This is a genomic window from Methanovulcanius yangii (assembly GCF_018687785.1).
GTDB classification, from domain to species: Archaea; Halobacteriota; Methanomicrobia; order Methanomicrobiales; family Methanomicrobiaceae; genus Methanovulcanius; species Methanovulcanius yangii.
Window position 1 is genome coordinate 938171 of the sequence record NZ_LTBL01000001.1, and the last position, 24650, is coordinate 962820.

The 24650-nt window shown below is 55.3% G+C and carries 29 protein-coding genes and 1 tRNA gene; 14 read left to right on the top strand and 16 right to left on the bottom strand.

The genetic code is table 11. The features are described from left to right. Positions 1 to 53: 53 nt before the first annotated feature. Both AZH53_RS04640 and AZH53_RS04645 read right to left on the bottom strand, forming a co-directional pair. Positions 54 to 656: an NTP transferase domain-containing protein gene (locus AZH53_RS04640; RefSeq protein WP_319642367.1), complete on the bottom strand. Its 603-nt coding sequence runs from the start codon at positions 654 to 656 to the stop codon at positions 54 to 56. Further along, positions 644 to 1606: a pyridoxal phosphate-dependent aminotransferase gene (locus AZH53_RS04645; protein WP_319643642.1), complete on the bottom strand. Its 963-nt coding sequence runs from the start codon at positions 1604 to 1606 to the stop codon at positions 644 to 646. The genes AZH53_RS04640 and AZH53_RS04645 overlap by 13 nt, the downstream gene beginning before the upstream one ends. Positions 1607 to 1842: 236 nt before the next feature. Between AZH53_RS04645 and AZH53_RS04650 the strand changes: the two genes are divergently transcribed. The 4 genes from AZH53_RS04650 (at position 1843) to AZH53_RS04665 (ending at position 5837) form a co-directional block, all read left to right on the top strand. Next, complete coding sequence (locus tag AZH53_RS04650; protein WP_319642368.1) at positions 1843 to 2022, top strand: ribbon-helix-helix domain-containing protein; 180 nt, start codon at positions 1843 to 1845, stop codon at positions 2020 to 2022. A 170-nt stretch (positions 2023 to 2192) separates the two neighbouring features. Continuing rightward, positions 2193 to 3350, top strand: coding sequence for a cell division protein FtsZ (gene ftsZ, locus AZH53_RS04655; RefSeq protein WP_319642369.1), 1158 nt, complete (start codon positions 2193 to 2195; stop codon positions 3348 to 3350). Between the two features lie 419 nt (positions 3351 to 3769). Beyond that, on the top strand, positions 3770 to 4633 hold the full coding sequence (locus tag AZH53_RS04660; RefSeq protein WP_319642370.1) for a coiled-coil protein: 864 nt from the start codon (positions 3770 to 3772) through the stop codon (positions 4631 to 4633). Between the two features lie 58 nt (positions 4634 to 4691). Then, positions 4692 to 5837: a DUF373 family protein gene (locus AZH53_RS04665; RefSeq protein ID WP_319642371.1), complete on the top strand. Its 1146-nt coding sequence runs from the start codon at positions 4692 to 4694 to the stop codon at positions 5835 to 5837. Positions 5838 to 6130: 293 nt separating this feature from the next. Here AZH53_RS04665 and AZH53_RS04670 read toward each other — a convergent pair whose 3' ends face one another. The 8 genes from AZH53_RS04670 to AZH53_RS04705 form a co-directional block, all read right to left on the bottom strand. After that, positions 6131 to 6502 carry a hypothetical protein gene (locus AZH53_RS04670; RefSeq protein ID WP_319642372.1) on the bottom strand — a complete coding sequence of 124 codons (372 nt, stop codon included), beginning with the start codon at positions 6500 to 6502 and terminating at the stop codon, positions 6131 to 6133. Between the two features lie 87 nt (positions 6503 to 6589). Beyond that, complete coding sequence (gene albA / locus AZH53_RS04675) at positions 6590 to 6868, bottom strand: DNA-binding protein Alba (protein WP_319642373.1); 279 nt, start codon at positions 6866 to 6868, stop codon at positions 6590 to 6592. A gap of 15 nt (positions 6869 to 6883) precedes the next feature. Next, on the bottom strand, positions 6884 to 7900 hold the full coding sequence (gene asd, locus AZH53_RS04680; RefSeq protein ID WP_319642374.1) for an aspartate-semialdehyde dehydrogenase: 1017 nt from the start codon (positions 7898 to 7900) through the stop codon (positions 6884 to 6886). 43 nt (positions 7901 to 7943) lie between these two features. Next, on the bottom strand, positions 7944 to 8117 hold the full coding sequence (locus AZH53_RS04685) for an indolepyruvate ferredoxin oxidoreductase subunit alpha (RefSeq protein WP_319642375.1): 174 nt from the start codon (positions 8115 to 8117) through the stop codon (positions 7944 to 7946). Positions 8118 to 8180: 63 nt separating this feature from the next. Continuing rightward, positions 8181 to 8939 carry a 4-hydroxy-tetrahydrodipicolinate reductase gene (gene dapB / locus AZH53_RS04690; RefSeq protein WP_319642376.1) on the bottom strand — a complete coding sequence of 253 codons (759 nt, stop codon included), beginning with the start codon at positions 8937 to 8939 and terminating at the stop codon, positions 8181 to 8183. After that, the gene (gene dapA, locus AZH53_RS04695; RefSeq protein WP_319642377.1) at positions 8932 to 9807 is read right to left on the bottom strand and encodes a 4-hydroxy-tetrahydrodipicolinate synthase; all 876 of its coding nucleotides are present in this window, start codon (positions 9805 to 9807) and stop codon (positions 8932 to 8934) included. The genes dapB and dapA overlap by 8 nt, the downstream gene beginning before the upstream one ends. A 7-nt stretch (positions 9808 to 9814) precedes the next feature. Further along, on the bottom strand, positions 9815 to 10006 hold the full coding sequence (locus AZH53_RS04700) for a 30S ribosomal protein S17e (RefSeq protein WP_319642378.1): 192 nt from the start codon (positions 10004 to 10006) through the stop codon (positions 9815 to 9817). A gap of 11 nt (positions 10007 to 10017) precedes the next feature. Further along, positions 10018 to 10569, bottom strand: coding sequence for a thiamine-phosphate synthase family protein (locus AZH53_RS04705; RefSeq protein WP_319642379.1), 552 nt, complete (start codon positions 10567 to 10569; stop codon positions 10018 to 10020). Between the two features lie 97 nt (positions 10570 to 10666). On the opposite strand from AZH53_RS04705, the gene AZH53_RS04710 reads away from it, so the two are divergent. Continuing rightward, positions 10667 to 10843 carry a hypothetical protein gene (locus AZH53_RS04710; RefSeq protein WP_319642380.1) on the top strand — a complete coding sequence of 59 codons (177 nt, stop codon included), beginning with the start codon at positions 10667 to 10669 and terminating at the stop codon, positions 10841 to 10843. Here the strand turns inward: AZH53_RS04710 and AZH53_RS04715 are convergent. Continuing rightward, complete coding sequence (locus AZH53_RS04715) at positions 10821 to 11768, bottom strand: DNA primase large subunit PriL (protein ID WP_319642381.1); 948 nt, start codon at positions 11766 to 11768, stop codon at positions 10821 to 10823. The genes AZH53_RS04710 and AZH53_RS04715 overlap by 23 nt on opposite strands. An 83-nt stretch (positions 11769 to 11851) precedes the next feature. Next, a complete protein-coding gene (locus tag AZH53_RS04720) occupies positions 11852 to 12595 on the bottom strand; it encodes a DNA polymerase sliding clamp (protein ID WP_319643643.1) in 744 nt (247 codons plus the stop codon). Between the two features lie 100 nt (positions 12596 to 12695). On the opposite strand from AZH53_RS04720, the gene AZH53_RS04725 reads away from it, so the two are divergent. From AZH53_RS04725 to AZH53_RS04765, 9 genes are all read left to right on the top strand, one after another. After that, a complete protein-coding gene (locus AZH53_RS04725; protein ID WP_319642382.1) occupies positions 12696 to 13292 on the top strand; it encodes an RlmE family RNA methyltransferase in 597 nt (198 codons plus the stop codon). Beyond that, complete coding sequence (moaA, locus tag AZH53_RS04730) at positions 13282 to 14163, top strand: GTP 3',8-cyclase MoaA (protein WP_319642383.1); 882 nt, start codon at positions 13282 to 13284, stop codon at positions 14161 to 14163. The genes AZH53_RS04725 and moaA overlap by 11 nt, the downstream gene beginning before the upstream one ends. Positions 14164 to 14290: 127 nt before the next feature. Continuing rightward, positions 14291 to 14767, top strand: coding sequence for a hypothetical protein (locus AZH53_RS04735; protein WP_319642384.1), 477 nt, complete (start codon positions 14291 to 14293; stop codon positions 14765 to 14767). 2 nt (positions 14768 to 14769) lie between these two features. Next, positions 14770 to 15942: a M20/M25/M40 family metallo-hydrolase gene (locus AZH53_RS04740; RefSeq protein ID WP_319642385.1), complete on the top strand. Its 1173-nt coding sequence runs from the start codon at positions 14770 to 14772 to the stop codon at positions 15940 to 15942. Positions 15943 to 16013: 71 nt separating this feature from the next. Continuing rightward, positions 16014 to 16652 carry a hypothetical protein gene (locus AZH53_RS04745; protein ID WP_319642386.1) on the top strand — a complete coding sequence of 213 codons (639 nt, stop codon included), beginning with the start codon at positions 16014 to 16016 and terminating at the stop codon, positions 16650 to 16652. Between the two features lie 103 nt (positions 16653 to 16755). Next, positions 16756 to 16827: transfer RNA gene (locus AZH53_RS04750), tRNA-Arg, on the top strand. Between the two features lie 188 nt (positions 16828 to 17015). Next, positions 17016 to 17195 (top strand): hypothetical protein, encoded by a 180-nt coding sequence (locus AZH53_RS04755; RefSeq protein WP_319642387.1) that lies wholly within the window; start codon positions 17016 to 17018, stop codon positions 17193 to 17195. A 3-nt stretch (positions 17196 to 17198) separates the two neighbouring features. Then, positions 17199 to 18458: a metallophosphoesterase gene (locus tag AZH53_RS04760; RefSeq protein ID WP_319642388.1), complete on the top strand. Its 1260-nt coding sequence runs from the start codon at positions 17199 to 17201 to the stop codon at positions 18456 to 18458. Positions 18459 to 18509: 51 nt separating this feature from the next. Further along, positions 18510 to 20561: an acetate--CoA ligase family protein gene (locus AZH53_RS04765; protein ID WP_319642389.1), complete on the top strand. Its 2052-nt coding sequence runs from the start codon at positions 18510 to 18512 to the stop codon at positions 20559 to 20561. Positions 20562 to 20635: 74 nt separating this feature from the next. Here the strand turns inward: AZH53_RS04765 and AZH53_RS04770 are convergent, their stop codons facing one another. From AZH53_RS04770 to AZH53_RS04785, 4 genes are all read right to left on the bottom strand, one after another. Next, positions 20636 to 21013 (bottom strand): YigZ family protein, encoded by a 378-nt coding sequence (locus AZH53_RS04770; RefSeq protein WP_319642390.1) that lies wholly within the window; start codon positions 21011 to 21013, stop codon positions 20636 to 20638. Next, the gene (locus AZH53_RS04775) at positions 21010 to 22749 is read right to left on the bottom strand and encodes an ABC-ATPase domain-containing protein (protein WP_319642391.1); all 1740 of its coding nucleotides are present in this window, start codon (positions 22747 to 22749) and stop codon (positions 21010 to 21012) included. Before AZH53_RS04775 ends, AZH53_RS04770 begins: the two co-directional genes overlap by 4 nt. Positions 22750 to 22821: 72 nt before the next feature. After that, the gene (locus tag AZH53_RS04780) at positions 22822 to 23904 is read right to left on the bottom strand and encodes an ABC transporter ATP-binding protein (protein WP_319642392.1); all 1083 of its coding nucleotides are present in this window, start codon (positions 23902 to 23904) and stop codon (positions 22822 to 22824) included. Position 23905: 1 nt separating this feature from the next. After that, positions 23906 to 24598: an ABC transporter permease gene (locus tag AZH53_RS04785; RefSeq protein ID WP_319642393.1), complete on the bottom strand. Its 693-nt coding sequence runs from the start codon at positions 24596 to 24598 to the stop codon at positions 23906 to 23908. Positions 24599 to 24650: the final 52 nt, after the last annotated feature.

The window sequence follows — 24650 nt, forward strand, 5'->3', positions numbered from 1 at the left end:
TGTATTTTAATAGTGAAAAATTTGTCAGTCGGGACCACAGGGGACCATCCGCTTCAATCGTCCCGTCGGCCACAAAGGATACGCCCTGCTGCCATGAGATCCCTTTCGGTATTGATATTGAGGGCAAGCCGTTCGTCGTCGATGATGAGCTGGAGCTCTTCCTGTTCCTCTTCCAGATAGGCCCCGTGGAGGATGTTGAGGCCCGAAGGAACGGCTGGAGTGCCTGCGATCCCCATGCTGTACCCGGGCTGCGTTCCTGCCCGGTCAAATGCGGACAGAGGCACCCACACCGAGCAGGCGACCTTGCCGGACGCCCGGTAGGAGGCTTCAACCCTCCTGAGAATTTCCACCGAGATCCCAGGGAGATCGGCAACACAGGTAAAGAAGGGGTTCCCGAGTTCGAGGCATGCGGCACATTCGAGGATATCTTCGACGTACCCGTTCCCGCCGCCCCTGAAATAGGGAATGCCGGTTGCCCGACACCAGTTCTCGGTAAAGGGCACCCGCGAGGAGGTGATGACCGTGACCTTCGTACCGGCAGCGCTGAACGCATCCGTCACATGGGAGAGGAGCGGCTTACCGCAGAGCCGGACGAGGGGCTTTTCCCCCATACCGAGGCGTGAACCGGCCCCCCCGGCGACGATCAGTGCATGCACCGGGCAAGCACCTCCACAAGACGCTCATTCTCCCCACGCGTCCGCACCGCAACCCGTACCGCAAAGGGAAGGCCAAATGATGTGCAGTCCCTGACGAGGATCCCTTCACCGAGCAACCGTTCCTTGACGTCCGCCGCAGGAATCCTGCCGGTGGAAATGAGGATAAAATTCACGGATGACGGTTCGAATGATATGCCGAGTCGCTCAAACCGCTCCTGCATCCACTCCCGTTCCACCCGGATTGCCTCCCGGGAGGATATGAGCTGGTCCCTGTTCGCGAGGGCCTCGAGGGCATATGCCTCGGCGAAGGCGTTGACCGTCCACGGCGGACGTACCGCCTCCATCGCCGCCACAAGATCAGGATCACCAACTCCATATCCGAACCTGATCCCCGGAACTGCATAGGCCTTGGTGAGCGAGCGCAAAACAAAGAGGGAGGGCGACCGCATGTCAATCACACTCCGCGAGGGGTCGGCGAGATCGATGAATGCTTCGTCGACAAAGAGGATGCGCCCCACCTCCTCCGCTGAGGCAATTCGATCCAGAACCGCTTCGCGCTCCAGGAGAGCCCCTGTCGGATTGTTGGGGTTGCAGATAAATTCCGCCACCGCCCCGTCGCTCGCCGGGACGGAAATGCCCCCCGCAATTCTGACCGACAGGTCATATTCACTGAATGTGGGCGGGAAAACGGCCACTTTGTCGCCGGGTGAGATCACCGTGTGGCAGAACGTCCTCATGATCTCGACCGACCCGTTTCCGAGGCAGATCATATCAGGGGAGCATCCTTCGATGCGCGCAATCTCCTCCTTCAGCCGGGGATACCGATCATCAGGATAGAAAGAAACCAGAGATTTATCCGGATTCCAGGAAAAAGAAGGCGGAAAAGGATTTAAATTCTGGCTGAAGTCCAGCAGTCCGTCCGTCGCACATCCCAACCGGATATGCCCCATTCCTCCGTGGTCGGCTCTCCTGATATCTGAAAATCTCATGATTTGTCCCTGTTTCTAATTTTTATTGAGTATACGTCGTTAAAACAATTTTCATAGTGCTACAGCCCCGATTCACAAAGTATATATAATGTGTTATGATATCATTTATTTGTCTGAAAAGAAGTCTGTCATAAAGGTGCTTTATGTCAGACAATTGACCGACAATTAGCTGTCATATGTCAGACTCAGTGATTCACATGATGGAACGTATTACAATCCGGTTACCCTCCCAGCAAGTCGCGATGCTAGAGAAATTCGTGGAAGCCGGGGAATACCCCACAGTGTCAGAAGCGGTGAGGCACGCAGTCAGGGAACTCATTGAGAAACACAGCGAGCGTGTACAGAAAGACAGCGAGCAAATCTCGTTCGAGGTTTAGGAGTGAAAGTATGAATTCGTCATTGTATGAAGACTACAGTGGCCCCTACTGGGAAGATGTGATCATCAGAGGGTTACAAGACGTTTCCGAGTTATTGCAGTCAATCGATTGCCACTCTTATTCCGTACCCCGAAATTACGAAGAAATTTATCACCCTTAGGAGGTTTTGGATGCAGACCATTATCAATGAAGCTTTAAGGCATTCCGAACAGGAACGTCAGATGCAGAAGGACGTCATCGGTGACGATGATTTCGTCGGACAGCCACGCATTGTCATTGTCGGGTGCGGAGGCGCCGGCAACAACACGATCAACCGCCTCTACCATATGAAGGTAAAGGGCGCAGAGACCATTGCCGTCAACACCGACAAGCAGCACCTCGAGATGATCCAGGCAGACAAGCGGGTCCTCGTGGGCAAATCCCTGACGAAGGGACTCGGGGCAGGTGGATTCCCCGATGTCGGCAAGCGTGCAGCAGAGATGGCACGGACCACCCTCGAGGGACTCCTCGCTGACGCAGACCTTGTCTTCGTCACCGCAGGAATGGGCGGCGGAACGGGAACCGGCGTCGCGCCGGTCGTGGCACAGATCGCCAAGGAACAGGGCGCAATCGTCGTCGGAATGGTCAGCTATCCGTTCCAGGTTGAGAAAGCCCGCCTCCTCAGGGCCGAGGAAGGTCTCGAGGCTCTCGCAAATGCCGCGGATTCCGTCATCGTGCTCGACAATAACCGCCTGATGAACTTCGTCCCCAACCTGCCCCTCGGTCAGGCATTCTCCGTCATGGACCAGCTCATCGCCGAGACCGTCAAGGGTATCTCCGAAACGATCACCGAACCGTCGCTCATCAACATTGACTACGCAGATGTCCGCGCCATCATGAGCAAGGGCGGCGTTGCAGTGATGCTCGTCGGAGAGAGTAAACAGCAGAACAAGGCAGAGAATGTCGTCCACGAATGTCTGAACCATCCCCTCCTCGACATCGACTATCGTGGCGCAACCGGCAGCCTGATCCACATCACCGGAGGAAGCGACCTTACACTCCTCGAGGCCGAAGAGATTGCAAGCTCCCTCACCTACGAACTCGACGCCCATGCCGATGTCATCTGGGGCGCACGGGTCAACAAGGAATTCGAGGGCAAGGTCCGTGTCATGGCAATCATGACCGGCGTCAAGAGCGCACAGATCCTCGGTCAGAGATATGAGGTATCCTCTGCCGCACCCGCATCCCGGCCCTCAGGCCACAGCTACGGCCACAATATGATGAGGAGTTCCGGACCCCAGTACGCCCAGGAAAAGACCAGCGGCGGACTCATCGATTTCATCAGGTAACTCACCTGGCGCATCATCCATCGTCAATACACCATCATTCGCCAAAATCCCCTGAAGCACAAAATCCCCCCAAATGTCCCCGCAGTACGCGGATACAACCCACCAATATTTTTCAGGGGCGGCCGGAATCACCGGCCATACAAATCCAACTACACCCCCCTTCTGTTCGAAACACTTATTGCCAGAAAAATAGCAATATTATAGAAATTACTGTGGAATCTTTGCGATCTACAGGAAGGCGCCCAGGAGGTGCCTGCAGTACAGGGGTTGAACAGAATGAACAGCATGATGAACATTCCCAGACTCGCCGGGTCGGGCAAGATCTCTTCTGCTTTGGTTATTTCACGCACTCCCTTCAATGCCAGTATTCCTGTATATCCGCATGATAGGATTCCTATCCATTTTAGGATTGGTAAAGCATGTTGAACGAATTGATCGACAAACGAAAAAAGATCCTCACGGATTCTGAACAGCATAAAAACAAAAGAAATGAGCTCAATGCTCTTGCAAGCACCTTTGCACGCGAGAGAAACCAGCTCAACGGGCAGACCCGGGAATTTGTTGACGAGGCCCAGAAAAATAAAGACCTCCGGGACCAGTCCAATGCAGAAGTTCAGCGCCTGAAGGATGAACGCAATGACCTCAACGAGAAGGCAAACGTGCTTTTCGAGGAAATTGACGCGTACAAAAAGGAACACGGCGCAATCAACAACGCCCGCGGCATCAAGGAACTCCAGAAACAGATCGAAAAGCTCGAGATGGACCAGCAGACCCGTGTGATGAACACGGAGAAGGAGCGGGAACTCATCGAGAAGATCAAACAGCTCAAACTCCAGATCAAAGAGCAGGAAGAGGAGCTGGAGCAGAACAAGGAGATTCACACCAAGCTTCAGGAAGCACGTGAATTCCGCCGGGCAGCATCCGATCTTCATGCAAAGGTCACCGAGATGGCAGAACTTGCCCAGAAGCACCACGACCTCATGGTCGAGTGCTATCGCAAGGCAGACAAGTCACGCGAGGCCGCTGACGAGGGACACAGAAAATTCGTCGAGGCGCAGGAAGCCGCAGATGCGGAACACAACCAGTTCATCGCCTGCCAGAAGGAGCTTCGCGACTACGACAAGGTGATCGGCGGTCTGCGCAAGAAGGGGAAGAAGACAAAGGTCAACAAAGAGCAGAAGGCGGTCAGGAAGGAAGCCGAGGAAGTTTTCCAGCAGTTCAGGGCCGGAGAAAAACTTACCACCGACGATATCCTTCTCCTGCAGCGTGCAAAACTCATATAAACTCATTTTTTTTCCATTTTCAGCAAATATTTATAGAATCGAATAGATTTCTATGATAATGTCGTCAGAGCGGACTCTGATCCTGTGTGTCGACCGGGACGATGATATCGGTTTCAAGGCCGGAGTCCAGAGCCCTGTCGTCGGCAGAGAGGCTTGTCTGGACACCGCAAACAGACTCGGCCTCGTCGATCCGGAAGACTCTGATGTGAATGCCATTTTTCAGGCGATCAAAACCTACGACGCGCTCAAGGCCCGTGGCGAGGATGTGTGTATCGCCGTCCTCGCAGGAAACCATTATGATCTCATCAATGGCGACCGAAAGATTGCCGAAGAACTCCGAAAGGTCGTCTGGGATCTTGAAGCCGGCGAGTGCATTCTGGTTACGGACGGTGCAGAGGACGAGTACATCCTGCCTGTCATCCAGTCGAAGATCTCCGTCGCAAGCGTGCAGCGGGTGATAGTCAAGCAGATGCCGAACCTCGAAGGCACCTATTACATCATCAAGAAGATCCTTGAAGACCCGAAGTATGCACGATCAATCCTGATACCCATCGGCCTTGCGATGCTTCTCTACGCCATCGGCAGCCTTCTGGGCAATCCCCAGCTTGCAATATTCATCGTGGTTGGTGTCCTCGGGATTTACCTGCTCTTCAAGGGCCTCGGCCTTGACGAATACCTCAATTACACCTTCCGCGCTCTCCAGGAGTCCTTTGTCGGAGGACGGTTCTCGTTCTTCTGCTACATCGGCGCCATTTTCCTCAGCATCCTGGGAATCATCATGGGACTTGCAAGCTTTCTTGAGTGGTACACTCCCGATGCAGGCATTTTCTTCCAGATCTCCTCCTTCATCTTCGGCGCCATCGGCTACCTCACCTTTGCCGTCATCGTCGCCTTCACGGGGAAGATCATCGACGTATCCCAAAATGACCCCCACATCCTGGCAAGGATAGTAGTAATCCCATTCTATCTGACCGCGCTTGCGGTGATTGCCTACGGAGCGTCAGTCTACGTCATCTCCCTCGGGGGGACCTACGACTTTCCTATCGCCGGGCTGGACGGAGTACGCATTCTGATGCTTACGACCGGCATCGCGCTTGTGATCGCGTTTCTCGGGATGTATGTTCAGAAAGCCATCGGTAAGATGGAGAAATACGCCATCCAGCCGAAGAGCGAAAAAAAGAAAGGCCTCCGGACAAAGGGATAATCCTCAGCCATTTTCCCCCCTTTTTTTCAATTAATCCCTGCCCCCCTGCGGATCGAATTACCATACCGAAGAGACCGCACCACGGCGATCGGTTGTATCATTGCACCGGAACACCCCGCAGGACAGCCCGCATACCGCTGTGATGTAAGGAGAAAGACAATACCTGCGGAACATGACCTCCCCTCATGCACAGGCTGCTTTGAGAAAAAGAATTGATTAGGTTATCGAACCGAAAAAGCCCATGCCGGGCAACGTATCCGTATTGGCGTAGGTGCGCGTCATCTGCGGGGAGATCACCGTAATCTCCGGCACCTCAATCCCAAAGGTGTGCTCGGGGAACCAGTACGTCCCCCCCCATAATTCTGTGCAGCCGCGGGGATGGAAAGAGTCGCATGACCCATGTCCAGCTTCTGGAACTTTGCTCCCTCAAAGCCTGAGATGACAAGGAGTTTTTTCTTGAGATCAGAGGTCCCGAGCAGATGCACGAGAATGACTATCCCACCGTCAATATCATAATCCAAGGCGATGGTGGCCTGTTCGTCATCAAGATTGATGGTGGCGGAATTCACCGTGATATAGCTGAACTGGTTCGGCGGAGCTGCCACGGCGGGCAGCGCCATTGCACCAAGAATGAGCACTACCGCAAGAATAGCTCCATATTTCATAGTATTACTCATTGAATGAAAAAAAATAAATCCTTTATGGTCGTGCCATCGGATGCGTCCCCACACACATCCGCGGCAATTCCATTGTTACAGGTTGTTGTGTGACAGGAGAATTTCAATACTGGAGACATTGGTCTGACCGCTTTCAGTATCAATGATCTCCGTAGATGTAACGATCTCCTTCTTCGCAACATCCTCGAGGAACCTGTTCAGAGCAATCTCAGCGGTATCTACTGCACGAGAAATCGCTTTTCCCCTTGCTTTGATCGAAACCTCCTCTGCACCATTGTTAAACTGGGTGACAACTGCAAGAACGTAGTTCATGACTGGCTTGTTGCCGACGAAAACTGTGTTGTCTTTAATCATTGTGTTCACCTCTCCTCATAGATACTTCTTCGATGCAATGAGTTCAGCATTCAGCACAGATGCTCCGGCCGCACCGCGGATGGTGTTGTGCCCCATCGCGACGTATCGAAGGCCCTCACGGACCCTCCCGACCGAGACGGTCATGCCGTCGCCACGGTTTCGGTCAAGCCGGGGCTGCGGGCGGTTCTCGGCGTCCAGATAGAGGACGGAGTGTGCAGGCTGATGCGGCAGTCCGGAGAAGGGAGCGCAGTAGGAAGAAAAGGCAGCAATGACCTCGTCGACCGTAGCGTCGATATCCGCCCAGATTGCCATGGTGTGCCCGTCGATGACCGGCACACGGTTACAGCTTGCACTGACTGTGAAGGATGCCGGAACTATCTCGGCACCATCAAACGAACCCATGATCTTCAGTGGCTCACTCTCCATCTTCTCCTCTTCGGATCCGATGAACGGCACAACATTTTCGTAAATCGACATCGCCGCAATGCCTTCAAAGCCCGCCCCGGAGATTGCCTGCATGGTTGCAACCTTCACATCACGAAGCCCCATACTGCGTATGGGTTCGAGTGACATGCACAGGACAATCGTAGAACAGTTCGGATTTGCAACGATGAACCCGTCTTTTCCTGCATCCCTCTGGACATCAATCAGACCGAGATGATCGTGATTTACTTCGGGAATGACGAGAGGAACATCCGGGTCCATTCGATGAGATGAAGCATTTGAACAGACACCGACACCGGCCTGTGCCGCGGCGCTCTCGATCTCCCCCGCTATGTTTGCCGGAAGGGCCGAGAATACCAGGTCCAGGTCTTTGATGCTTTCAACCGTTGTCGGTCGGACGACGAGCTCTCCCGTCTCCTCAGGGAAGGGCACATCCAGACGCCAGTTGACGACATCCTTATACTTCTTTCCCGCACTCCGCTCCGAAGCGGTCAGCGTGGTAAGATTGAACCACGGATGACCAGCAAGAAGCTGTACAAAGCGTTGTCCAACTGCACCCGTAGCTCCGAGCACACCTACATTGATCATAGATGCTTTCTATTACCTCAAAAGGGATTATAAAAGATTTGGTTTATTCCATCCGGATTGCTTCAGCCGGACATTCGTCAACACAGGACTCACAGTCAACACACAGGTCAGCATCGACAACAGCAATACCATCATCCATCTCAATTGCAGCGGCGGGGCATACGTCGACACACGTTTCGCACCCGGTACATTTGTCTTTGTCTACAACAGCTACCATTTGTAACCTCTCTAATTTGATTAGAAGAGTGTAAAAAAATAGGTTTCGATTGGTTCTACCGGATCAGAGAGACAGAACGTCGTCCATCGAATAGATGCCCGGTGCTTTGCCCCCGACATATTGTGCGGCACGAATGACGCCATGGGCAAAGACTGCGCGATCATAGGCGCGGTGGGAGAGCTCTATTGTCTCGTGGTTGGCTGCAAAGAGAACAGTGTGATCCCCGACGATATCCCCGCCACGGACCACATGTACCCCAATTTCATCGGCACGTTCGGTGATGCCTTCCCTGCCGTAGAGTTTCTCACGGACTCCTGCCTCTTCCTCAATGATATTGAGGATCGTCTTTGCCGTTCCCGACGGGGCATCCTTCTTGTACCGGTGGTGCGCCTCGATGACCTCAATATCGTAATCGCCAAGCCGCCGTGCGGCCTCACGAACGAGCTTCCAGAAGATGTTCATCCCTACACTGAAGTTACTGGAGATGACCGCCGGCACCGAGCCTTCGATTGCGGCAGTTACCTCCTCCATCTGCGCCGGGGAAAACCCGGTGGTCCCGACGACGAGAGCAACACCATGCCGGGTTGCGGCACGGATGTTCTCCACAGCAGCTGAGGCGATGGTGAAATCGATCATTACATCCGGCTGAACCCGCTCCAGAAAGGCATCGATCTCCGCAGCCGTGACAACCGGTTTTCCGAAGCTTTCGCCGCCCTTGATGTCGACCCCGCCGACAAACTCCAACCCATCCGCATCCTGCAGAAGACCGGCGATGGTCGTTCCCATGCGACCGAGGGCACCGCAGATAACCACCTTAGTCATAGCGGGAGAGCACCTCCTTCAGGAGGGCCGTCTTCTCTGCATCGAGATCATCCAGAGGCAGGCGAACCGGACCTGCCGCCATACCGCATAGACCGACCGCCTTTTTGATGGGGATGGGGTTCGTGTCGATGAAGAGCGCCCGGAAGAGAGGCGAGAGAGCATAGTGGATGTCGCGAGCGGTCTCAAGGTCGCCCCGCAAGAATGCCTCCACCATCGCCACCATCTTAGCGGGCTGAATGTTTGCAGTCACCGCAATCGCTCCCGACCCACCGAGAGCCATCACCGGCAGGGTCATGGCGTCATCGCCGGAAAGGACGGTAAATTCTTCATCCCGCGTCCCTTCGATGATCCGGGAAATCTGGGTGATGTCACCGCTTGCCTCCTTCACCCCGACGATATTCGGATGCTCCGCCAGTTCGCAGATAATGTCAGGAGTCAGGTTCTGCCCTGTACGGGAGGGCACGTTGTATACGATAACCGGAACGCCGATATCGGCGAGCTGGGTGTAATGCTTGATGAGCCCCGAACGGTTCGGCTTGTTGTAATAGGGAGAAAGGACCAGAACTCCGTCCGCGCCCTGATCGTATGCCGAGCGGGTGAAGCGCAGTGCCTCGGCCGTGTTATTGGACCCCGTCCCGGCAATCACCGGGACCCGGCCCCCCACCGCATCAATCGTTGCACCGATGACAATCTCATGCTCCTCGAATGTCAGAGTCGCAGACTCACCGGTGGACCCACAGGGAACAACGCCGTGCACCCCGTTTTCAATAAGAAACTCAATATTTGTACGAAGACCGTCGAGGTTTAATCCCCGATCTGGCGTTTCATTAAAAGGAGTAATTAGTGCCGGAAAAATACCCTCAAACATGAGGATTTTATATATTCTTTCTCCTATTTACCTTTCGTGTGACACTTCCGGCTACACGGTTCCGAACACGCTTGCTCTCGATAACCGTTACCTCTGAGACAACTCTCTTGTTCTCTTCAAAGTCGTTCGTAAACCGGTTTCCGTGCTTGGCCAGAAGCTCCTGGCTGAGTGCCTTGATATACGTTGGTTTGATTCCCATGTTCTCTTCCCTTATTCGTTGGTATCTATAATGCGCTGTGAGAGCATAAGAATATTATGAACAACGACTTCCGGATCTTCGCCCAGAATCCGGATCATCGGCTCTTTTCCCACCGCACCCCTGTCATAAATCACATCGGGGACCTCATCCGTACAGCACTGCTCCACGCCCCAGTCCATCGTCCGGGTGCCCGGCGGTTCGCTCGTCCGGTCGAAGGAGCAGATATCAAACTTCATGTCCTCCGCAATAGCGACTGCCCCCTCCGAAAACCGGATATTTGCCGCAGACCTGATCTCCGGGTCGTGCCGCAGAGCGGTCAGGACGACGCGTGCGACATGACTGCTTGCACCGAAGGCGACCTCCCCGACAGCGTGTGGATGTCCTCTCAGCCGCACAATCCTCCCTTCGACTCCTGCAACATCAGCGGAATCGGTGGCATTGGGAAGAGCAAAGACAATATTCAGACCCACTTCGGGGACCAGTGACACGTCCATCGAGGAACAAATAGTCCTGACGGCATTCTCCAGATCATGGAGAACTGCCGCCCTTTCTTCCGCGCTCATGATACCCCTACCTCTGCCTCTGAGATAATAAGAACTGCGCGGACAGCAGGACAGGGAATGGATAGTAATTTAGCCACCGGAATGCATAATAATGCTCATGAACGTGGCAGCATACGATATTGCAACAGCCGTAGCAAGCATCATCGTTTTTATTGTGGCGGTTCTGGCACTCCCGGCTGTCATGCCGGCGGCGTATGCCTACCTCACAGCAATAGTGATATTCATCATCAGCATGGGTGCAGGCGGCTACTTCATTGGGCAGCAGATTCGGTAGTCTCTTTTTTTCGGCCCTTCTTTTTTCGTTTGTAATAACTGAGCGGATGGGAAACATCCTTGCAGGTTGCATCGCGGTTCACGCAGAGACCGTAGGTCTTCAAGGTCTGGCAGCCGGGCGGAGTGTATTCGGTTCCGCCCCGCCCCGAGATATGTTCGACCTGGTACATCGTCCGGCTGATATCAAAGTCCGGTGCCCGGGCGAAGACCTCCACAATCTGCGGTTCCTGCAGACCGATGGTATGGAGAAATGCCGTGAGGGAAAACCGGGCGGTATGGGGAATATTCGTCCCTTCAGAGACTGCACGGATTATCGCCTCCATGCAGGGGGGATAGGACCCTTCGTCAACCTCTCCATACTGTTCCAGGATCTTCTCCTGGTAGGCGACGGATACACTGTCTGCATAGGGACGAAGGCGCATGGCAATTGATCCGGGGATGTCAAGAGGAAGCTGTGAGCGGATGACAACCCGGATACGCTCCCGAAGCAGTTCGTCATATTCTCCGGCTAATATCCGCACCATCCCGTGACGTACGTCCCTGTTGACCAGCCGCCATTTGGCGTCTTTCATCGTCGCCACGAGCCCCACATAATCAATGACCCGCATCTCACCGGCATCGGAATCCAGACCAAACGATTGTGCAACATAACGTTTCTTCGCCGGCTCTTCCGTCTGGAGGAAATGGTAGGCTCGTTCCGCCTCGTACCGGGCGAGCCGGTCCATAATCATCCGGTCGTTGAGACAGGAGACGATCATCCGGGCGACGGCATAGCTCAGGATTTCATCATCGATCGACTCGAATTCAGGCTGAAGAGTAAAATCTGTATACCCGAGGGAATCCTTGATTCTCTGTGCGGCATTCTCCTTTATTCTGACACCCACACCGGACTCCGAGCGTATGAGCGAGTCGAGCGGGATCTCCATCCTTGTGACAAATGTCTTTGTTTCTTTTAAAAAAGGGTATTTTGCGAGATCCTTTTTATCTAATCTGTTTTCGGATACGTGCATCAGTCCGCCTCGATGCGGGGCGCAAGGAGGAATTCGACACGGCCATTGTCATCAGCAATCCCAAACCTGAACTTGACCGGATGGTCGATGCCGATCTGGACTTCAACTTCATCAGCACGTCCCATGACCTTGCCCATGTCCTTGAGATAATCCAGGGAGAATAGGGATCGCGCTTCTGCAGGAATCAGGTCGATGAGTTCATCCTTACCGAGCTCTAGCCGGATGTGATCGGTGTCACCCTCCGCTTCCATATAGAATGAGTTGGCCGTGGGATCCACCCCGAGTGCAATTTTATCAGAAACCACGGATGCAGCTTTAATTGCATCATTCAGCGCGGCACCGGATATTTTGATCTTTGCCGGAAGTTCTATTGACGGCATATTCGGCTCTTTGCGAATGGTGTTGACGTCAAGAAGGGTGAGCGAATACTTGTAACCGGAGAATACCATCTCCATCTTATGACCGTCATCAGGGAGGTCAAGTGAGAGTACATCCCCTTTTCCCATCATGCCGACGATGTTCTTCATTCTGGTGATGTCTATCCCCAGTTCGCTGGCCGTTGCAATGAACGATGAGAAAGCGCCCTCGTCGAGCTCGAGCGAGATCATCGCAACGTTTGCCGTATCGACCGCACGGGTGCGGATTCCCTGTTCACTGATATTCAGTCTGCATTCGGTCACCATTGCCGCAATAACATCAATGGTCTCCCGAAATGTGTCGGTATCAATTGTTGCCTTTAACATCATTACCCCTTTACAAACTCTCTTATAAATTATACAAGCATATTTTTTAATAATATGTGGTTTTTGCCCGGACCATCATTCCGGGCAGGAGATTATTTGAATGGGTTCACAGTGGGGAGCAGACAGATTTTATAAAAAGGCGGTATCCGAGGGCTATCGTTCACGTGCAGCGTACAAACTCCGCGATATTCAGAACAGGTTCAATATCATCAGGAGCGATGATAATATCATCGACCTTGGCGCGGCACCCGGAAGCTGGATGCAGGTCCTTCGGGAACTGACGGCCGGCAAGATCATCGGCATTGATCTCAACCCCATCGCATCCATCGAGGGCACACAGGCAATCACCGGGGACTTTACCACTGATGCCGTCCAGCAGAAGATTACTTCGATGGTCCATGAAGTGAATGTGGTCGTCTGTGATGCCTCGCCAAAACTGTCCGGGCAGAAGAGCTATGATCAGGCCCGGGCAGTCGCCCTCTCCGAAGAAGCGCTCCTTTTCGCCATTAAAGTGCTCAAACCCGGTGGAAATTTCGTCGTGAAGTCATTCCAGGGTGAGATGTTCAATGAGCTTCTTGAACTCGCCCGGGAGAATTTTTACTCCGTGAGAGTATATCGCTCCCGCGCTGCACGCAGGGGGAGTTCGGAAGCGTACATCATTGCAAAGAATTTCAAGGGGATAACCAATGTTGCTTGAAGACACCTACGGCCGCAAGATAACCAATCTCAGAATCAGCCTCACCCCACGGTGCAACCTCCGGTGCTTTTACTGCCATTCTGAGGGGGAATGCAACCCTGACGACGAGATGTCCCTGGAGGAGATCGGACAGATCCTGAAGACAGCCCGCCACTTCGGCATGAAGTCGGTAAAACTGACCGGCGGGGAGCCACTGATGAGAACGGACCTCTGCGAGATCGTCTCCCTCATCCCTGAAGAGATGGAGTCTTCCCTGACGACGAACGGGACCCTTCTCGCCCGCAAGGCGGATGAGCTGAAGGAGGCGGGACTCTCCAGGGTAAACATCAGCCTGGACACACTTTCCCGGGAGCGGTACAAGGAGATTACCGGGCGGGATCTCCTCCCCCAGGTACTGGCCGGAATCGATGCGGCTCTTGAATACGGGCTGACACCTGTCAAACTCAACGTGGTGATCCTCGGAGATGTCAATGACGATGAGATCGACGACTTCGTCGCCTTTGCAAAAGATCGGGATCACCTCATTCTTCAGTTCATCGAACTGATGGAGGATTTCAGGAACTGCCCGTATCACAAAGACCTTCGTCCGATGGAAGAGGAACTGTCACGGACATCGAAGACGATCATCACCCGGCGGATGCACCACCGGAAGAAATACTGTCTCGACGGTGCGGAGATTGAAATCGTGCGGCCCCAGCATAACACGGAATTCTGCGCCCATTGCAACCGCCTGAGAGTGACCTCCGATGGAAAACTCAAGCCCTGTCTTCTGAGAAATGACAATCATGTGGATATCAGGGGGAAAAACGACGAGGAAATGAAGGAACTATTCAAAGAGGCAGTTCTTCGACGAGAGCCCTTTTACTCCTGATCTGCCATCAGGATTTCTTCATCCCTTCCCATTCCGACCCCGGTTTTTATGCAATTTCCAAACAGTTATTGTACTGTATTGAACACTTACAGAGTATATGTTGGAAAAAAACGAATATGCTCCGGCAATGGAAAAACTCTATAACAAGTCACTCATGCTGGAAACACCGTCCGACTTTCATCCGATTCTGAAATTTTATTTTCTCGATGCAATTGCACACATCGATTATACCATCTGCATCCTCTCGTTCAACATTCTCTCCCCACGCAATATGATGAACATGGAGTACATGCGGTGGAGAATCGACCAGGAGAAACTCGATGACCGGAATATCTTCCCCGGATTCATCAACTGGCTGAAAGCGGAACACCCGGAAAACTTCGAGCGTCTCCCCACCATCTGGAAGGAGATCTACGACACCGACAGCGAGGCAGGCTACCGCTCATTCAGGATTGCCCTGAAGCAGGTGGAGAGGCAGCCGCTGCCGCCGCAGTTCTTCCTGAAGGTCGTCGATGAGATGTATGACAAAAACTTCCTGAAGAGCCTGTACAAGGATGGCTCCCTCGGCAAACTCATCGAGAGCTACCGGGCCACCCTCAGCTGATTATGGATACGGCACAAATCTGTTCCGACCTGGTGAGGATCCGGTCGGAAAACCCCCCCGGTGACACCACCGATGCAGCAGAATATATCCGGGAGCTTCTTGCTTCACTGGGCCTGCCGGTGGAGATGGTGAGGGGCCCCGATGGCCATTGGAATGTGCTCGCAGGGGACCGGTCTCAACCCCTTCTCTTTTCGGGACATCTTGATGTGGTTCCTGCGCGGGAGAACCACTGGATTCATCCGCCATTTTCCGGGTACAATGACGGGGAACATATCTGGGGACGCGGCGCCACCGACATGAAAGGCGGATGCGCTGCCATGATTGCCGCAGCCGCGAGGCATATCGACGCCGGAAAGGAATGCCCGGTCCACTTTGCCTTTGTATGCGACGAGGAGACAGGGGGCAGATATGGCATACGGCTGCTCCTGCGAAAGAAGCTCCTCTCCCCCTGTGACTGTCTGATTGCCGAGCCCACCCCCCATCTGAGCCCCTCCATCGGGCAGAAGGGCCTGCTTCGGCTGGATCTGTCATTCAAAGGGATTCCGGGTCACGGGTCGCTCTACCCGTATGAAGGGAAGAGTGCCGTGGAAGAGGCCGCCCGGTTTGTGACCTGGCTCAGGGAACTGAATGCTCGGGAATACCCCGTCGATCAGGAACTCCGTGTCCTCATTGACAACACCACCGCGTCCCTCTCCGCCATCTTCTCCCTCCCCGACGCGGGAAAGGTCCTCCGCAGAATCAGCTATAACCCCGGAACCATCCACGGCGGAACCGGCGTCAATGTCGTCGCAGAGGAGTGCACACTCCAGCTTGACCTGCGGCTGCCATGGGGCATCAGTCCGGAGACGGTGACGGAGGAGATCCGCCAACAGGCACAGGGTGCCGAAATAGATGTGGTATCGTCCTGCACCGCAAATTTGACGCATACGGATTCGACCATAGTGAGGATACTCTCCAGCGAGATCAAAAAGGAATACGGCGCACCTGTACGCCCAATCATCCAGTGGGCGGCAAGTGATGCACGGTTCCTCCGGAGTGCAGGGTTCCACGTTGTCGATTACGGGCCGGGGGACGTGACCACCCTGCACGCCCGTGATGAGAGGGTTTCAACAACCCAGCTCACCGCAGCATCAAGGATCTTTGAGGGAGTCATCGGTGCCTATGCACGATTGTAGGGAAAACGGCGCCCCTTTCCCGCAGAGAAAGGGAAAAACATTTTTATATCGCTGTCAATAACGCAGTACAAATGACGCGGAATATCGTAACATTGGCCATCGTCATCCTGACCGTCGCCGCACTGACATGTGCAGGATGCACCGAGATAGAGGCCGGGGGGACCGAGGGGAGTGCCGGCCAGGGAGGAGCGGGGACGACACCGACCGCTACCCCCCAGTGGGTGGAGCAGGCAACCCCGATAAAGCCGGCGAGTGTCCCGACCGGCAATCCGACCGCAGCAACACCGACAGCAGAACCAACACCAGCCTACACGGAAGTGTATCATGAGACACACTACCTGTTGTATGACTCGGTTCCTCTCGAGTTCGATCTCGTCAAACCGCCTATGGTGATCGAATATGTCATCCGCCCGGACATGATCGAATACAAGCAGGAGGTCTACAGCAGCTACGGGGATAAGGACAAGATCACGGTGACCAAGAGCTATGCGAACCAGAATGCAGAACTCCTGGTGGAGATCTATGATCTGGACACGATGGAAGTCATCGAATCCGAGGAGTATCTTACATTCCCGGTGAACGACGATGGGGAACTCGAGGATGACATCACCCTTTATTACCCCGGCAACTACCATGTCGAATTCACCGGAGGATTCGTTGAGGTTGACATTATCATCAGTGTCCCGCAGGCCAACCTGGACACCGCCTGATCCCTCTCTTATCTTTTTTTTGCACCCGATTTTCCTTCTGCCCGACAATTCAATATGCGAAGGGTTTTAACCCCCAACCGCAAATATATGCAGGCACAGTCCGGTCCCGGTAGGGTAGTGGATATCCTAGAAGCCTGCGGAGCTTTTGACCCGGGTTCAAGTCCCGGCCGGGGCGTGTTTTCTTTTTCGTCATTCTTCGCGAGTTCTTACTTTTGTTCCAATCGACGTCAGGTATCCGCGGTGTGCGATGAAATCCCAGCGATAACCCGGGAGATGAACATCCGGGCACAGGGAGAAGAACGGGGGATTTACCTGCGTTACAAAAAGTAACTATATATCCGATTCTGCGTAACATTTGGTAACATGTCTCAGGTAATCCGCATACAGGAAGATGCACGGGATATTGCCCTCAAATATGGCCCGAACATCAGCGAAGGCATCCGGGTGATGGAGCGCACCATCAGGCGGCAGAAGGGGAGTATCGATATCGAGGATATCCGGACAGTCATCCGGGAAGAGCTCGAATCCTTCGGGAGATACTAGACGGTGGCACCCACGATATATACGCTACATCTCCGGTTTCCCACCGCCGCATGGAAGACTGCCGACCGGTGCAGGGAGTTTGCATCGGCCTTCGGATTGGGATGCAGAGAGAGTCTGGAGGAGATTCCTCTCCCGTTCACAATCAGGGATGATAGGGAGGATGAAGCCCGTTTCAGGGATGCATTGGCAGAAATATTCGCATCTGCGGGGCCGCTCCGGGGCATCCTGAAGGGGTGGGGTCTGCGCAGGACACTCCTGAAACGGCATGTCGCCATCGAACTGCTGCAGAGCGGTGAACTTGCCAATTGCATCGAAAGAATACTCGCCCTCCAGGAGACCTCCCCTGTACCACCCCCCGTGCACCTGTCGGCGGACATCTGTGAACTTCGCCCGTCAGGCGGATATTATACCCTTGCAGAGAGTCTGGGACTCCCCCTTACCACGATCGACAGGATTTTCAGAACATTCCTCCGGCCCGCAGCAAAAACCACAGGGCATGCACGCCCGCTCCTTTTACCGGTGGAGATCACCATGATTCGGGTGTGCAGGAACGGACAGACGTGGAAACTCTACGACCTGGCACTGGGCAGATGGATGGAACCAAAGGAGGAAGGGGCTGCAGAATATCTGGCAGACTCTTGCAGACATCTGCGGAAGGCACGGCGATACGAGACGGCTCTGCAGCCCTTCGGGACGCCGGAAGAGACGGATGAAGATGGGGCCGCCCTTGTTGCCGACCTGCATCTTGGGCATACGGGGGTTATTGACTACTACTCCCGGCCATTCCCGTCCGGCGCAACCAATGAGATGGATGAGGTGCTGATTGGCAACTGGAACGCATCCATCGGTCCTGCGCAGCATATCTACCACCTCGGCGATCTGACCTATAAGGCGGATACAGGGGCAAACCTCGCCTACCAAAAGAGATTGAACGGGAGGATTACGTGGATACGCGGCAACCATGACATCTGTCTCCCGGGCTCGGAGGATCAGGCGATTATCAGTTACGACGACACCCGGTTCCTGCTCATCCACAACCCGAAGCACGTCCCCGAGGGGTGGGACGGATGGGTCGTTCACGGCCATACCCACAACAACCGCCTCGCCGAGTATCCGTTCTTTTCGGGAGAGAGAAAGACCATCAACGTGAGTGTGGAGGTCACGGGGTACCACCCGGTCCCCCTCTCAGAGATCGCAGCTCTTATACGCCAATACGAGGCGGGCACCATTACCGGCGACCTCCTCCTCCGGGACGATGGCTGAAGAGAACGAAAACCATTTTGCGCCATCACTCCTTGTTTTCATCTGACGCATATGAATGAGGAGACACTTCTGAACGAGACGGAAGGGTATGCACTTCTGCAATGGTACGGGATTCCCATTCCCCGCCACATACTCGCGGCAACCCCTGAAGAGGCGGCAGCGGCCGCTCAATCAATCGGCTTTCCTGTCGTCCTGAAGATCGTCTCCCCCGACATCATCCACAAGAGCGACGCAGGAGGAGTGGTGACCGGGATCACTGATGCAGAGATGGTTCGGCAGAGCTTCGACGGAATTCTCGCTGCGGCGGATAAATTCCGTCCCGGGTGCCGCATCACCGGCATCATCGTCGAGGAGGAACTCCCCGGGACCGGCATCGAACTTCTGATCGGCGGAAAACGCGACCCCACCTTCGGGCCGGTCCTCACCTTCGGGATTGGGGGAGTTATGGTGGAGCTCTTACAGGACGTTTCGATGCGGATTCTTCCTGCACGTGAGGGGGAACTATCCTCCATGATCCGGGAAATTCACGGATATCCCCTCCTTGAGGGGTACCGGGGCCGGCCTGCCATGGATGTCCCCGCTCTCGAAGAAGTCATTGGCGCGGCGGCACGCCTCTTCGTGGAGGAGCCGGAGATCCATGAATTCGACATCAATCCGTTCATCCTGTACGAAGAGGGGGGGTGCGCCGTTGACGCCCGCTTCATCCGGGGGACTCACGCAGCACAGCCACATAAGGAAGCGCACATATCACCGGAAGTCGATTTTTTCTCTCTTTCCACCATCGCCCTGGTGGGAGCCTCCACCGACCCCACAAAACTCGGCTACGCGATATTTCGCAACCTCCTGAGCTTCGAGGGGACCATCTATCCGGTCAACGTGAAAGGGGAGGAGGTGCTGGGTCATCCCATCTACCCCTCGCTCTCCGCACTCCCCCAGCGGCCCGATGCGGTTATCATCGCAGTGCCGGCCCGCCATGTCCCGTCCGTGATGGAAGAGGCAGGATCCCTCGGGGTGCGCCTTGCGATCATCATCACCGCAGGATTCCGGGAGACGGGGGACAACGGTGCTGCACTGGAACGGGAGGTATGTTCCATCGCACAGCGTCACGGCATGCGATTCACCGGGCCAAATGCCCTTGGGGTGATGGTTCCCCGGCTCAGCCTGAACGCGACCTTCGACCCGAAGCTCCCTCGTCACGGCCACATCGCATTCCTCTCGCAGAGCGGGGCCATCATCACCACCACCGTCGACTGGAGCCTTGCGGAGGAAGTCGGCCTCTCCATGGTCATCTCCGTCGGCAACCAGGCGGACCTCACGTTCGAGGATTACCTGATGATCGCCGCTGCAGATGACCAGACAAAGGCGATCATCCTTTATGTGGAGGAGATTCTGGACGGCCCCCAGTTCATGGAATTTGCCGGCAGAGTTTCGGGAACAAAGCCCATCATTGCCCTGAAAGCCGGAAAATCGGCGATCGGCAGTCAGGCGGCATCGTCGCACACCGGATCCCTTGCAGGAAGCTATGAAGTCTATGAAGCTGCCTTCCGGCAGGCAGGGATCATCCCTGCGGGTTCCCTCAGGGAGGCCTTCGGGGTGGCAGGGCTCCTCGCCTCCGAAGGATACCCAGCCGGCAACCGCGCGGTCATCGTCTCGAGTGCGGGAGGATTTGCCGTTCTCTCCTCCGATTATGCGGAGGAGTGGGGCATTGAGATCATCACGCTTTCGGATGGACTTCGCACGCGCCTTGACGCTTTCATGCCGCCGGGGTGGAGCGGGAGAAACCCGATCGACATGATCGGCGATGCAGGCGTCGGACGGTATGCCAGAACCTTCGATGCGCTCATCCGCCACCAGGACGAATGGGACATCGCCTTCGTGATTTCGGTGCCGAGCACCTCGGTCGATGCGGGCGATTTGGCAAACGAGATCGTGCGCTTCTCCCGGGACACCCACAAGACCGTCGTCGGCTGCCTGCTGGGAGGAGAGAGCATGCTTGCAGGGGTCCGGATCCTCAGGGGGGCCCATATCCCCAACTTCGGCGAGATCAGGGATGCATTCGTCGCAGTGGGAACGGCAATAAAGAAAAATGGACAGGGACAATGAGTCATCCCGTGAGTGATAGAAAATTGGAAAATTCTGTAAAGGAGGAAAACACCCCCCATATTCTCCATTTTTTGTTAAAAACCGTTCTGGAACTCCTCAAACACCCCATTCCCGGCAGCCCGGAATGCACGGGTTACGTTTCCGGGCCCGAGTTTTATTCCACCGAAGACACGTGCGATCACCAGCATGTGGCGGTCACATTCCTTTGAGCGCAGAATCTCAAGGAGGGCCATACCCGGCCGCCCCACCTCGCCGTCGTTCTTCCACTCCTCCCGGAGCGCCCCCTGCCCGTCAATGAAACGCACGGCAGAACAGATATGGTCTGCATTCCGGTACTTCCTCCTGACATCTGCAGTTATGTCCGCCATATCCTCCGGCCCCTTGATCTCATAGAGATACGCGTAAAAACGTGATTTTTTCACCTCGTACCGTATTGCAGAGAGTTCGTTCACCGCCAATCCCCCCTTCCGGACGGGTGGCCGGTGTGGACCTTCAGGGTGCGCAGGCGGTTCATGGCCATCGCCAGTTCGTGCGGCCGGAAGAGCGCCATGTTGCCGGGAGAACCGGGGGAGAGGGAGTCCAGGCCTCCTGCAGCGATGTCATCCATCACCGCACGGACAACCTCGCAGACCGTATGTTCGCCGTCCATATAGCGCACCGCATACCAGAGGGCGGCGCCGACGGCCCGGGTCTGACTGGAGGAGACAAGCTGTTCGGCAGAGCTTAGATCGATGGAATAGACGCCGAACTCAATAGCTGAACGGTCACGAACCGCGATCTTCACCTCCCGCCTCCCCTTGCGGGGAGAGATACTCCCGCCGTCGGGATACCTCCGACCCGGTCGCCCGAACGATAGCCCGCCTTCCGGCCGACGCCCATTCCGGTGCCTGTCCGCAATGGACCGGGCCTCCTGCGTCCTCTCCTCCGGAACATACTCATCCATGCAGACGACCGTATCCGCAACATCAAAGTAGTCTCCCGAACCCCCTATGACAAGGATCGTCGATATCCCATACTCGCGATAGAGCTGGCCCACCTTATCAATGAACGGCGTGATCGGCTCCTTCTCCTTTACCACCATCTCCTGCATTCTGTGATCACGGATCATGAAGTTCGTCGCCGAGGTATCCTCGTCAATGAGAAGCACGCGAGCGCCGCTTTCCATGGCTTCTATGATATTTGCAGCCTGCGAGGTGCTCCCTGAGGCATCCTCCGTCCTGAAGGCGGTCGTCGTCCGGCCCAGCGGAAGTATCCCGATGAAGGCGGAGATGTCCACCCCCTCGATACGGCGGCCGTCCTCCGACCGGATCTTCACTGCATCGGCGTCGGTCACCACGTATTCACGGCCGTCTCCGGGGACATGGTTGTAGACTCCCCGTTCCATGGCGTTCAGGAGCGTGGATTTGCCGTGATACCCTCCGCCTACGATCAGGGTAACCCCCCTCCGAATGCCCATGCCGGATATCCTGCCCCGGTTCGGAGTCTCAAGGGTGACCCGCATTGAGGGCGGGGAGGAGAATGAAACGACCTTGCCATCATCCATCCGGCGGTCGTCGATGCCGCTTCTCCGGGGGAGGATGGCACCGTCGGCGACGAACGCGACCAGCCCCCGGCCACTGAGCTGCGACCTGAGGGCGTCTGCATCCTCGCAGACATCGCAATGGAGGCAGATATCCTCGGGATCATGAGCACTGAAGAATAGCGAACGTTTCACGATGGCTGGAATCTCGCGGAAGAAAATATCCTCCGCCACCCGCCCGGCGATCCGTCTCCCGAATGCGGGAAGACCCACGACGAATCGTGCCTCGACTCTTCCGTCACGGATGATGACGGAGGTCCGGTCCAGCACCTCCTGACCCGGCGCATCAATCGCGATGATGCCGCTCTTCCCGCTCCCCTTTCCATGTCCGGACCGGCCGACGCAGGCATCGGCGAACCGCCGCGTGAGATAATCGGCAAGGGCGATGGTCCGGCTGGCGCCCCTGAAGAATGCCGCGGGGAACCCCGCCGTCTCCGGCGATATCATCACCCGGACGCGTGAAGGAGCGGCAAACGGGTCCCCCTGCACATGGTCGATACACAGTGTATATTCCGCACCCCGGTATACTCCCCTGATGTCCTTGTAGGCCCCATATCCTCTACCGTCAATACGGCTCAGGATGGAGCGGAGATCGCCTTCTGACTGCATGAATTGGTGGACTCCTACGTATCTTTCTCATCTACAGCCGGAAAAAAGGATTGGGGGAGTGGGTGGGCCGGCTCATCCGTCCATCACATGCACGGATCCGGCATTGAAGGCGACCCGGACATTCATCCCCGGTTGTAGGTCGACCCGTGCGGCGAACCGCCAGGACACCACCAGGACAATATCGATTCCGCAATCAATGGTGACATGGTTCTGGGGCCCCACCATTTCGATGGACTTCACCACCCCATCAAGATGGTTGGCAAGGGGAGAGCGGGCAATATGTTCTTCCGACATATGCAGGCGGATATCCTCGGTTCGTAGGCACCAGGAAATTTTACTCCCGATCGGGCGGTCGGTGACGGCAAGGATCTCAGCCGTTCCCGCGATGATCGTTGCCACTCCATCCTCACTCCGTGTTATCTCGCCGTCGAAGATGTTCTCGAAGCCGATAAAGTAGGCGACATCCCGGTTGTTCGGCGACGTAAAGACATCTTTCGGGGTGCCGATCTGGATGAAGGTCCCCCCCATCATCACTGCAATACGGTCGCCGAGCCGTTGCCCCTGGAACATGTCATGGGTGGAGAGGACGATGGTCGCATTATAGGTATCGCGGATGGAAAAGATCAGCTCTTCCAGGATTCCTGTTGTTACCGGGTCGAGATCGGAGGTCGGCTCGTCCATCAGGATGATGTCCGGCTGCGTCACGATGGTCCGGGCAAAGGCGACCCTGTGCTTTTCCCCCCCGGAGAGCGTGCGGGCATCCTGCTCCCCATAGCCATCAAGCCGCATATCATGGAGGGCCTGCGTCACCCGGCGGTGGACCTCCTCTTTTGAGAGGTCCCGGAACCGAAGACCATAGGCAACATTTTCGTAGACCGATCCCCGGAAGATAGCCGGATCCTGGAACACCATGCCGATCCTGCGGCGCACCTGCTGCTGTTCCCTGTCGGAAAGCGTCGTAATATCCGTCCCCTCCAGCAGTATCCTCCCTGCTGTGGGGATGTCGAGAAGATCGATGAGCCGGAGGATGGTCGATTTCCCCTGACCCGACGGGCCGATGATCACGAATATCTCACCTTTGCGAACCTCGGCATCAAGGCCACGTATGACTTCTTTTTCACCAAAGGACTTGCGAAGTCCCTCAATCCTGAGCATGTCAGTCAGCCTCCCTGCGGATCGAGGTCATGACGAAGTTGACTACCAATGCGATAAAGAGCAGGATGATGCCGAGGGCCATAGAGAATTCAATATTTCCCATCGACGTCTCCAGTGCGATGGACGTGGTCAGAACCCGCGTATATCCCCTGATGTTGCCACCTATGATGATTGCAGCGCCGACTTCCGAGATTGCCCTGCCGAATGCCATGGCGACGGTCGCATAGACGACGAACCGGATCTCCTTGAGAATCGAGGCCATGAACTGAAAATAGTTCGCCCCGAGTGAGATGATGGTATCCTTGATCACGGGGTCCATCGCGACCAGAGCAGAATAGGTGAGGCCGATGATGATGGGGATAACAAGAATCGTCTGTCCGATGATCATGGCAGTCGGTGAGAAGAGGAGGCCTAAGAACCCGAACGGCCCCTGCCGTGATAACATGAGAAAGACCACCAGACCAATGAGCACGGTGGGGAGGGCATAGAGCGTATGTACCAGGTTAATGATCGTTCGCTTCCCGGGAAAGGTCCGGAATGCCAAAAACAGCGCAATCGGAATTGATATGATCGATGCGATGAGGGTCGCGGACAGGGTAATGTAGATGCTTCGAAATGCCACCTCATACACATCGGGGTCGAATGTGACGATCAGGTGAATTGCCGTCAGAAACCCCTCTACAATCTCGTACACCTGTCACCTCTGTATGGGACTATAAGGACGGAAGAAGAAAAAAATGTAATGG

Coding starts and splice junctions, on each gene's coding strand:
- AZH53_RS04645 (WP_319643642.1), bottom strand. CDS start 1,606: ATGGGGCATATCCGGTTGGGATGTGCGACGGACGGACTGCTGGACTTC.
- AZH53_RS04650 (WP_319642368.1), top strand. CDS start 1,843: ATGATGGAACGTATTACAATCCGGTTACCCTCCCAGCAAGTCGCGATG.
- ftsZ (WP_319642369.1), top strand. CDS start 2,193: ATGCAGACCATTATCAATGAAGCTTTAAGGCATTCCGAACAGGAACGT.
- AZH53_RS04660 (WP_319642370.1), top strand. CDS start 3,770: ATGTTGAACGAATTGATCGACAAACGAAAAAAGATCCTCACGGATTCT.
- AZH53_RS04665 (WP_319642371.1), top strand. CDS start 4,692: ATGTCGTCAGAGCGGACTCTGATCCTGTGTGTCGACCGGGACGATGAT.
- AZH53_RS04670 (WP_319642372.1), bottom strand. CDS start 6,502: ATGAAATATGGAGCTATTCTTGCGGTAGTGCTCATTCTTGGTGCAATG.
- albA (WP_319642373.1), bottom strand. CDS start 6,868: ATGATTAAAGACAACACAGTTTTCGTCGGCAACAAGCCAGTCATGAAC.
- asd (WP_319642374.1), bottom strand. CDS start 7,900: ATGATCAATGTAGGTGTGCTCGGAGCTACGGGTGCAGTTGGACAACGC.
- AZH53_RS04685 (WP_319642375.1), bottom strand. CDS start 8,117: ATGGTAGCTGTTGTAGACAAAGACAAATGTACCGGGTGCGAAACGTGT.
- dapB (WP_319642376.1), bottom strand. CDS start 8,939: ATGACTAAGGTGGTTATCTGCGGTGCCCTCGGTCGCATGGGAACGACC.
- dapA (WP_319642377.1), bottom strand. CDS start 9,807: ATGTTTGAGGGTATTTTTCCGGCACTAATTACTCCTTTTAATGAAACG.
- AZH53_RS04700 (WP_319642378.1), bottom strand. CDS start 10,006: ATGGGAATCAAACCAACGTATATCAAGGCACTCAGCCAGGAGCTTCTG.
- AZH53_RS04705 (WP_319642379.1), bottom strand. CDS start 10,569: ATGAGCGCGGAAGAAAGGGCGGCAGTTCTCCATGATCTGGAGAATGCC.
- AZH53_RS04710 (WP_319642380.1), top strand. CDS start 10,667: ATGAACGTGGCAGCATACGATATTGCAACAGCCGTAGCAAGCATCATC.
- AZH53_RS04715 (WP_319642381.1), bottom strand. CDS start 11,768: ATGGAGATCCCGCTCGACTCGCTCATACGCTCGGAGTCCGGTGTGGGT.
- AZH53_RS04720 (WP_319643643.1), bottom strand. CDS start 12,595: ATGTTAAAGGCAACAATTGATACCGACACATTTCGGGAGACCATTGAT.
- AZH53_RS04725 (WP_319642382.1), top strand. CDS start 12,696: ATGGGTTCACAGTGGGGAGCAGACAGATTTTATAAAAAGGCGGTATCC.
- moaA (WP_319642383.1), top strand. CDS start 13,282: ATGTTGCTTGAAGACACCTACGGCCGCAAGATAACCAATCTCAGAATC.
- AZH53_RS04735 (WP_319642384.1), top strand. CDS start 14,291: ATGGAAAAACTCTATAACAAGTCACTCATGCTGGAAACACCGTCCGAC.
- AZH53_RS04740 (WP_319642385.1), top strand. CDS start 14,770: ATGGATACGGCACAAATCTGTTCCGACCTGGTGAGGATCCGGTCGGAA.
- AZH53_RS04745 (WP_319642386.1), top strand. CDS start 16,014: ATGACGCGGAATATCGTAACATTGGCCATCGTCATCCTGACCGTCGCC.
- AZH53_RS04755 (WP_319642387.1), top strand. CDS start 17,016: ATGTCTCAGGTAATCCGCATACAGGAAGATGCACGGGATATTGCCCTC.
- AZH53_RS04765 (WP_319642389.1), top strand. CDS start 18,510: ATGAATGAGGAGACACTTCTGAACGAGACGGAAGGGTATGCACTTCTG.
- AZH53_RS04775 (WP_319642391.1), bottom strand. CDS start 22,749: ATGCAGTCAGAAGGCGATCTCCGCTCCATCCTGAGCCGTATTGACGGT.
- AZH53_RS04780 (WP_319642392.1), bottom strand. CDS start 23,904: ATGCTCAGGATTGAGGGACTTCGCAAGTCCTTTGGTGAAAAAGAAGTC.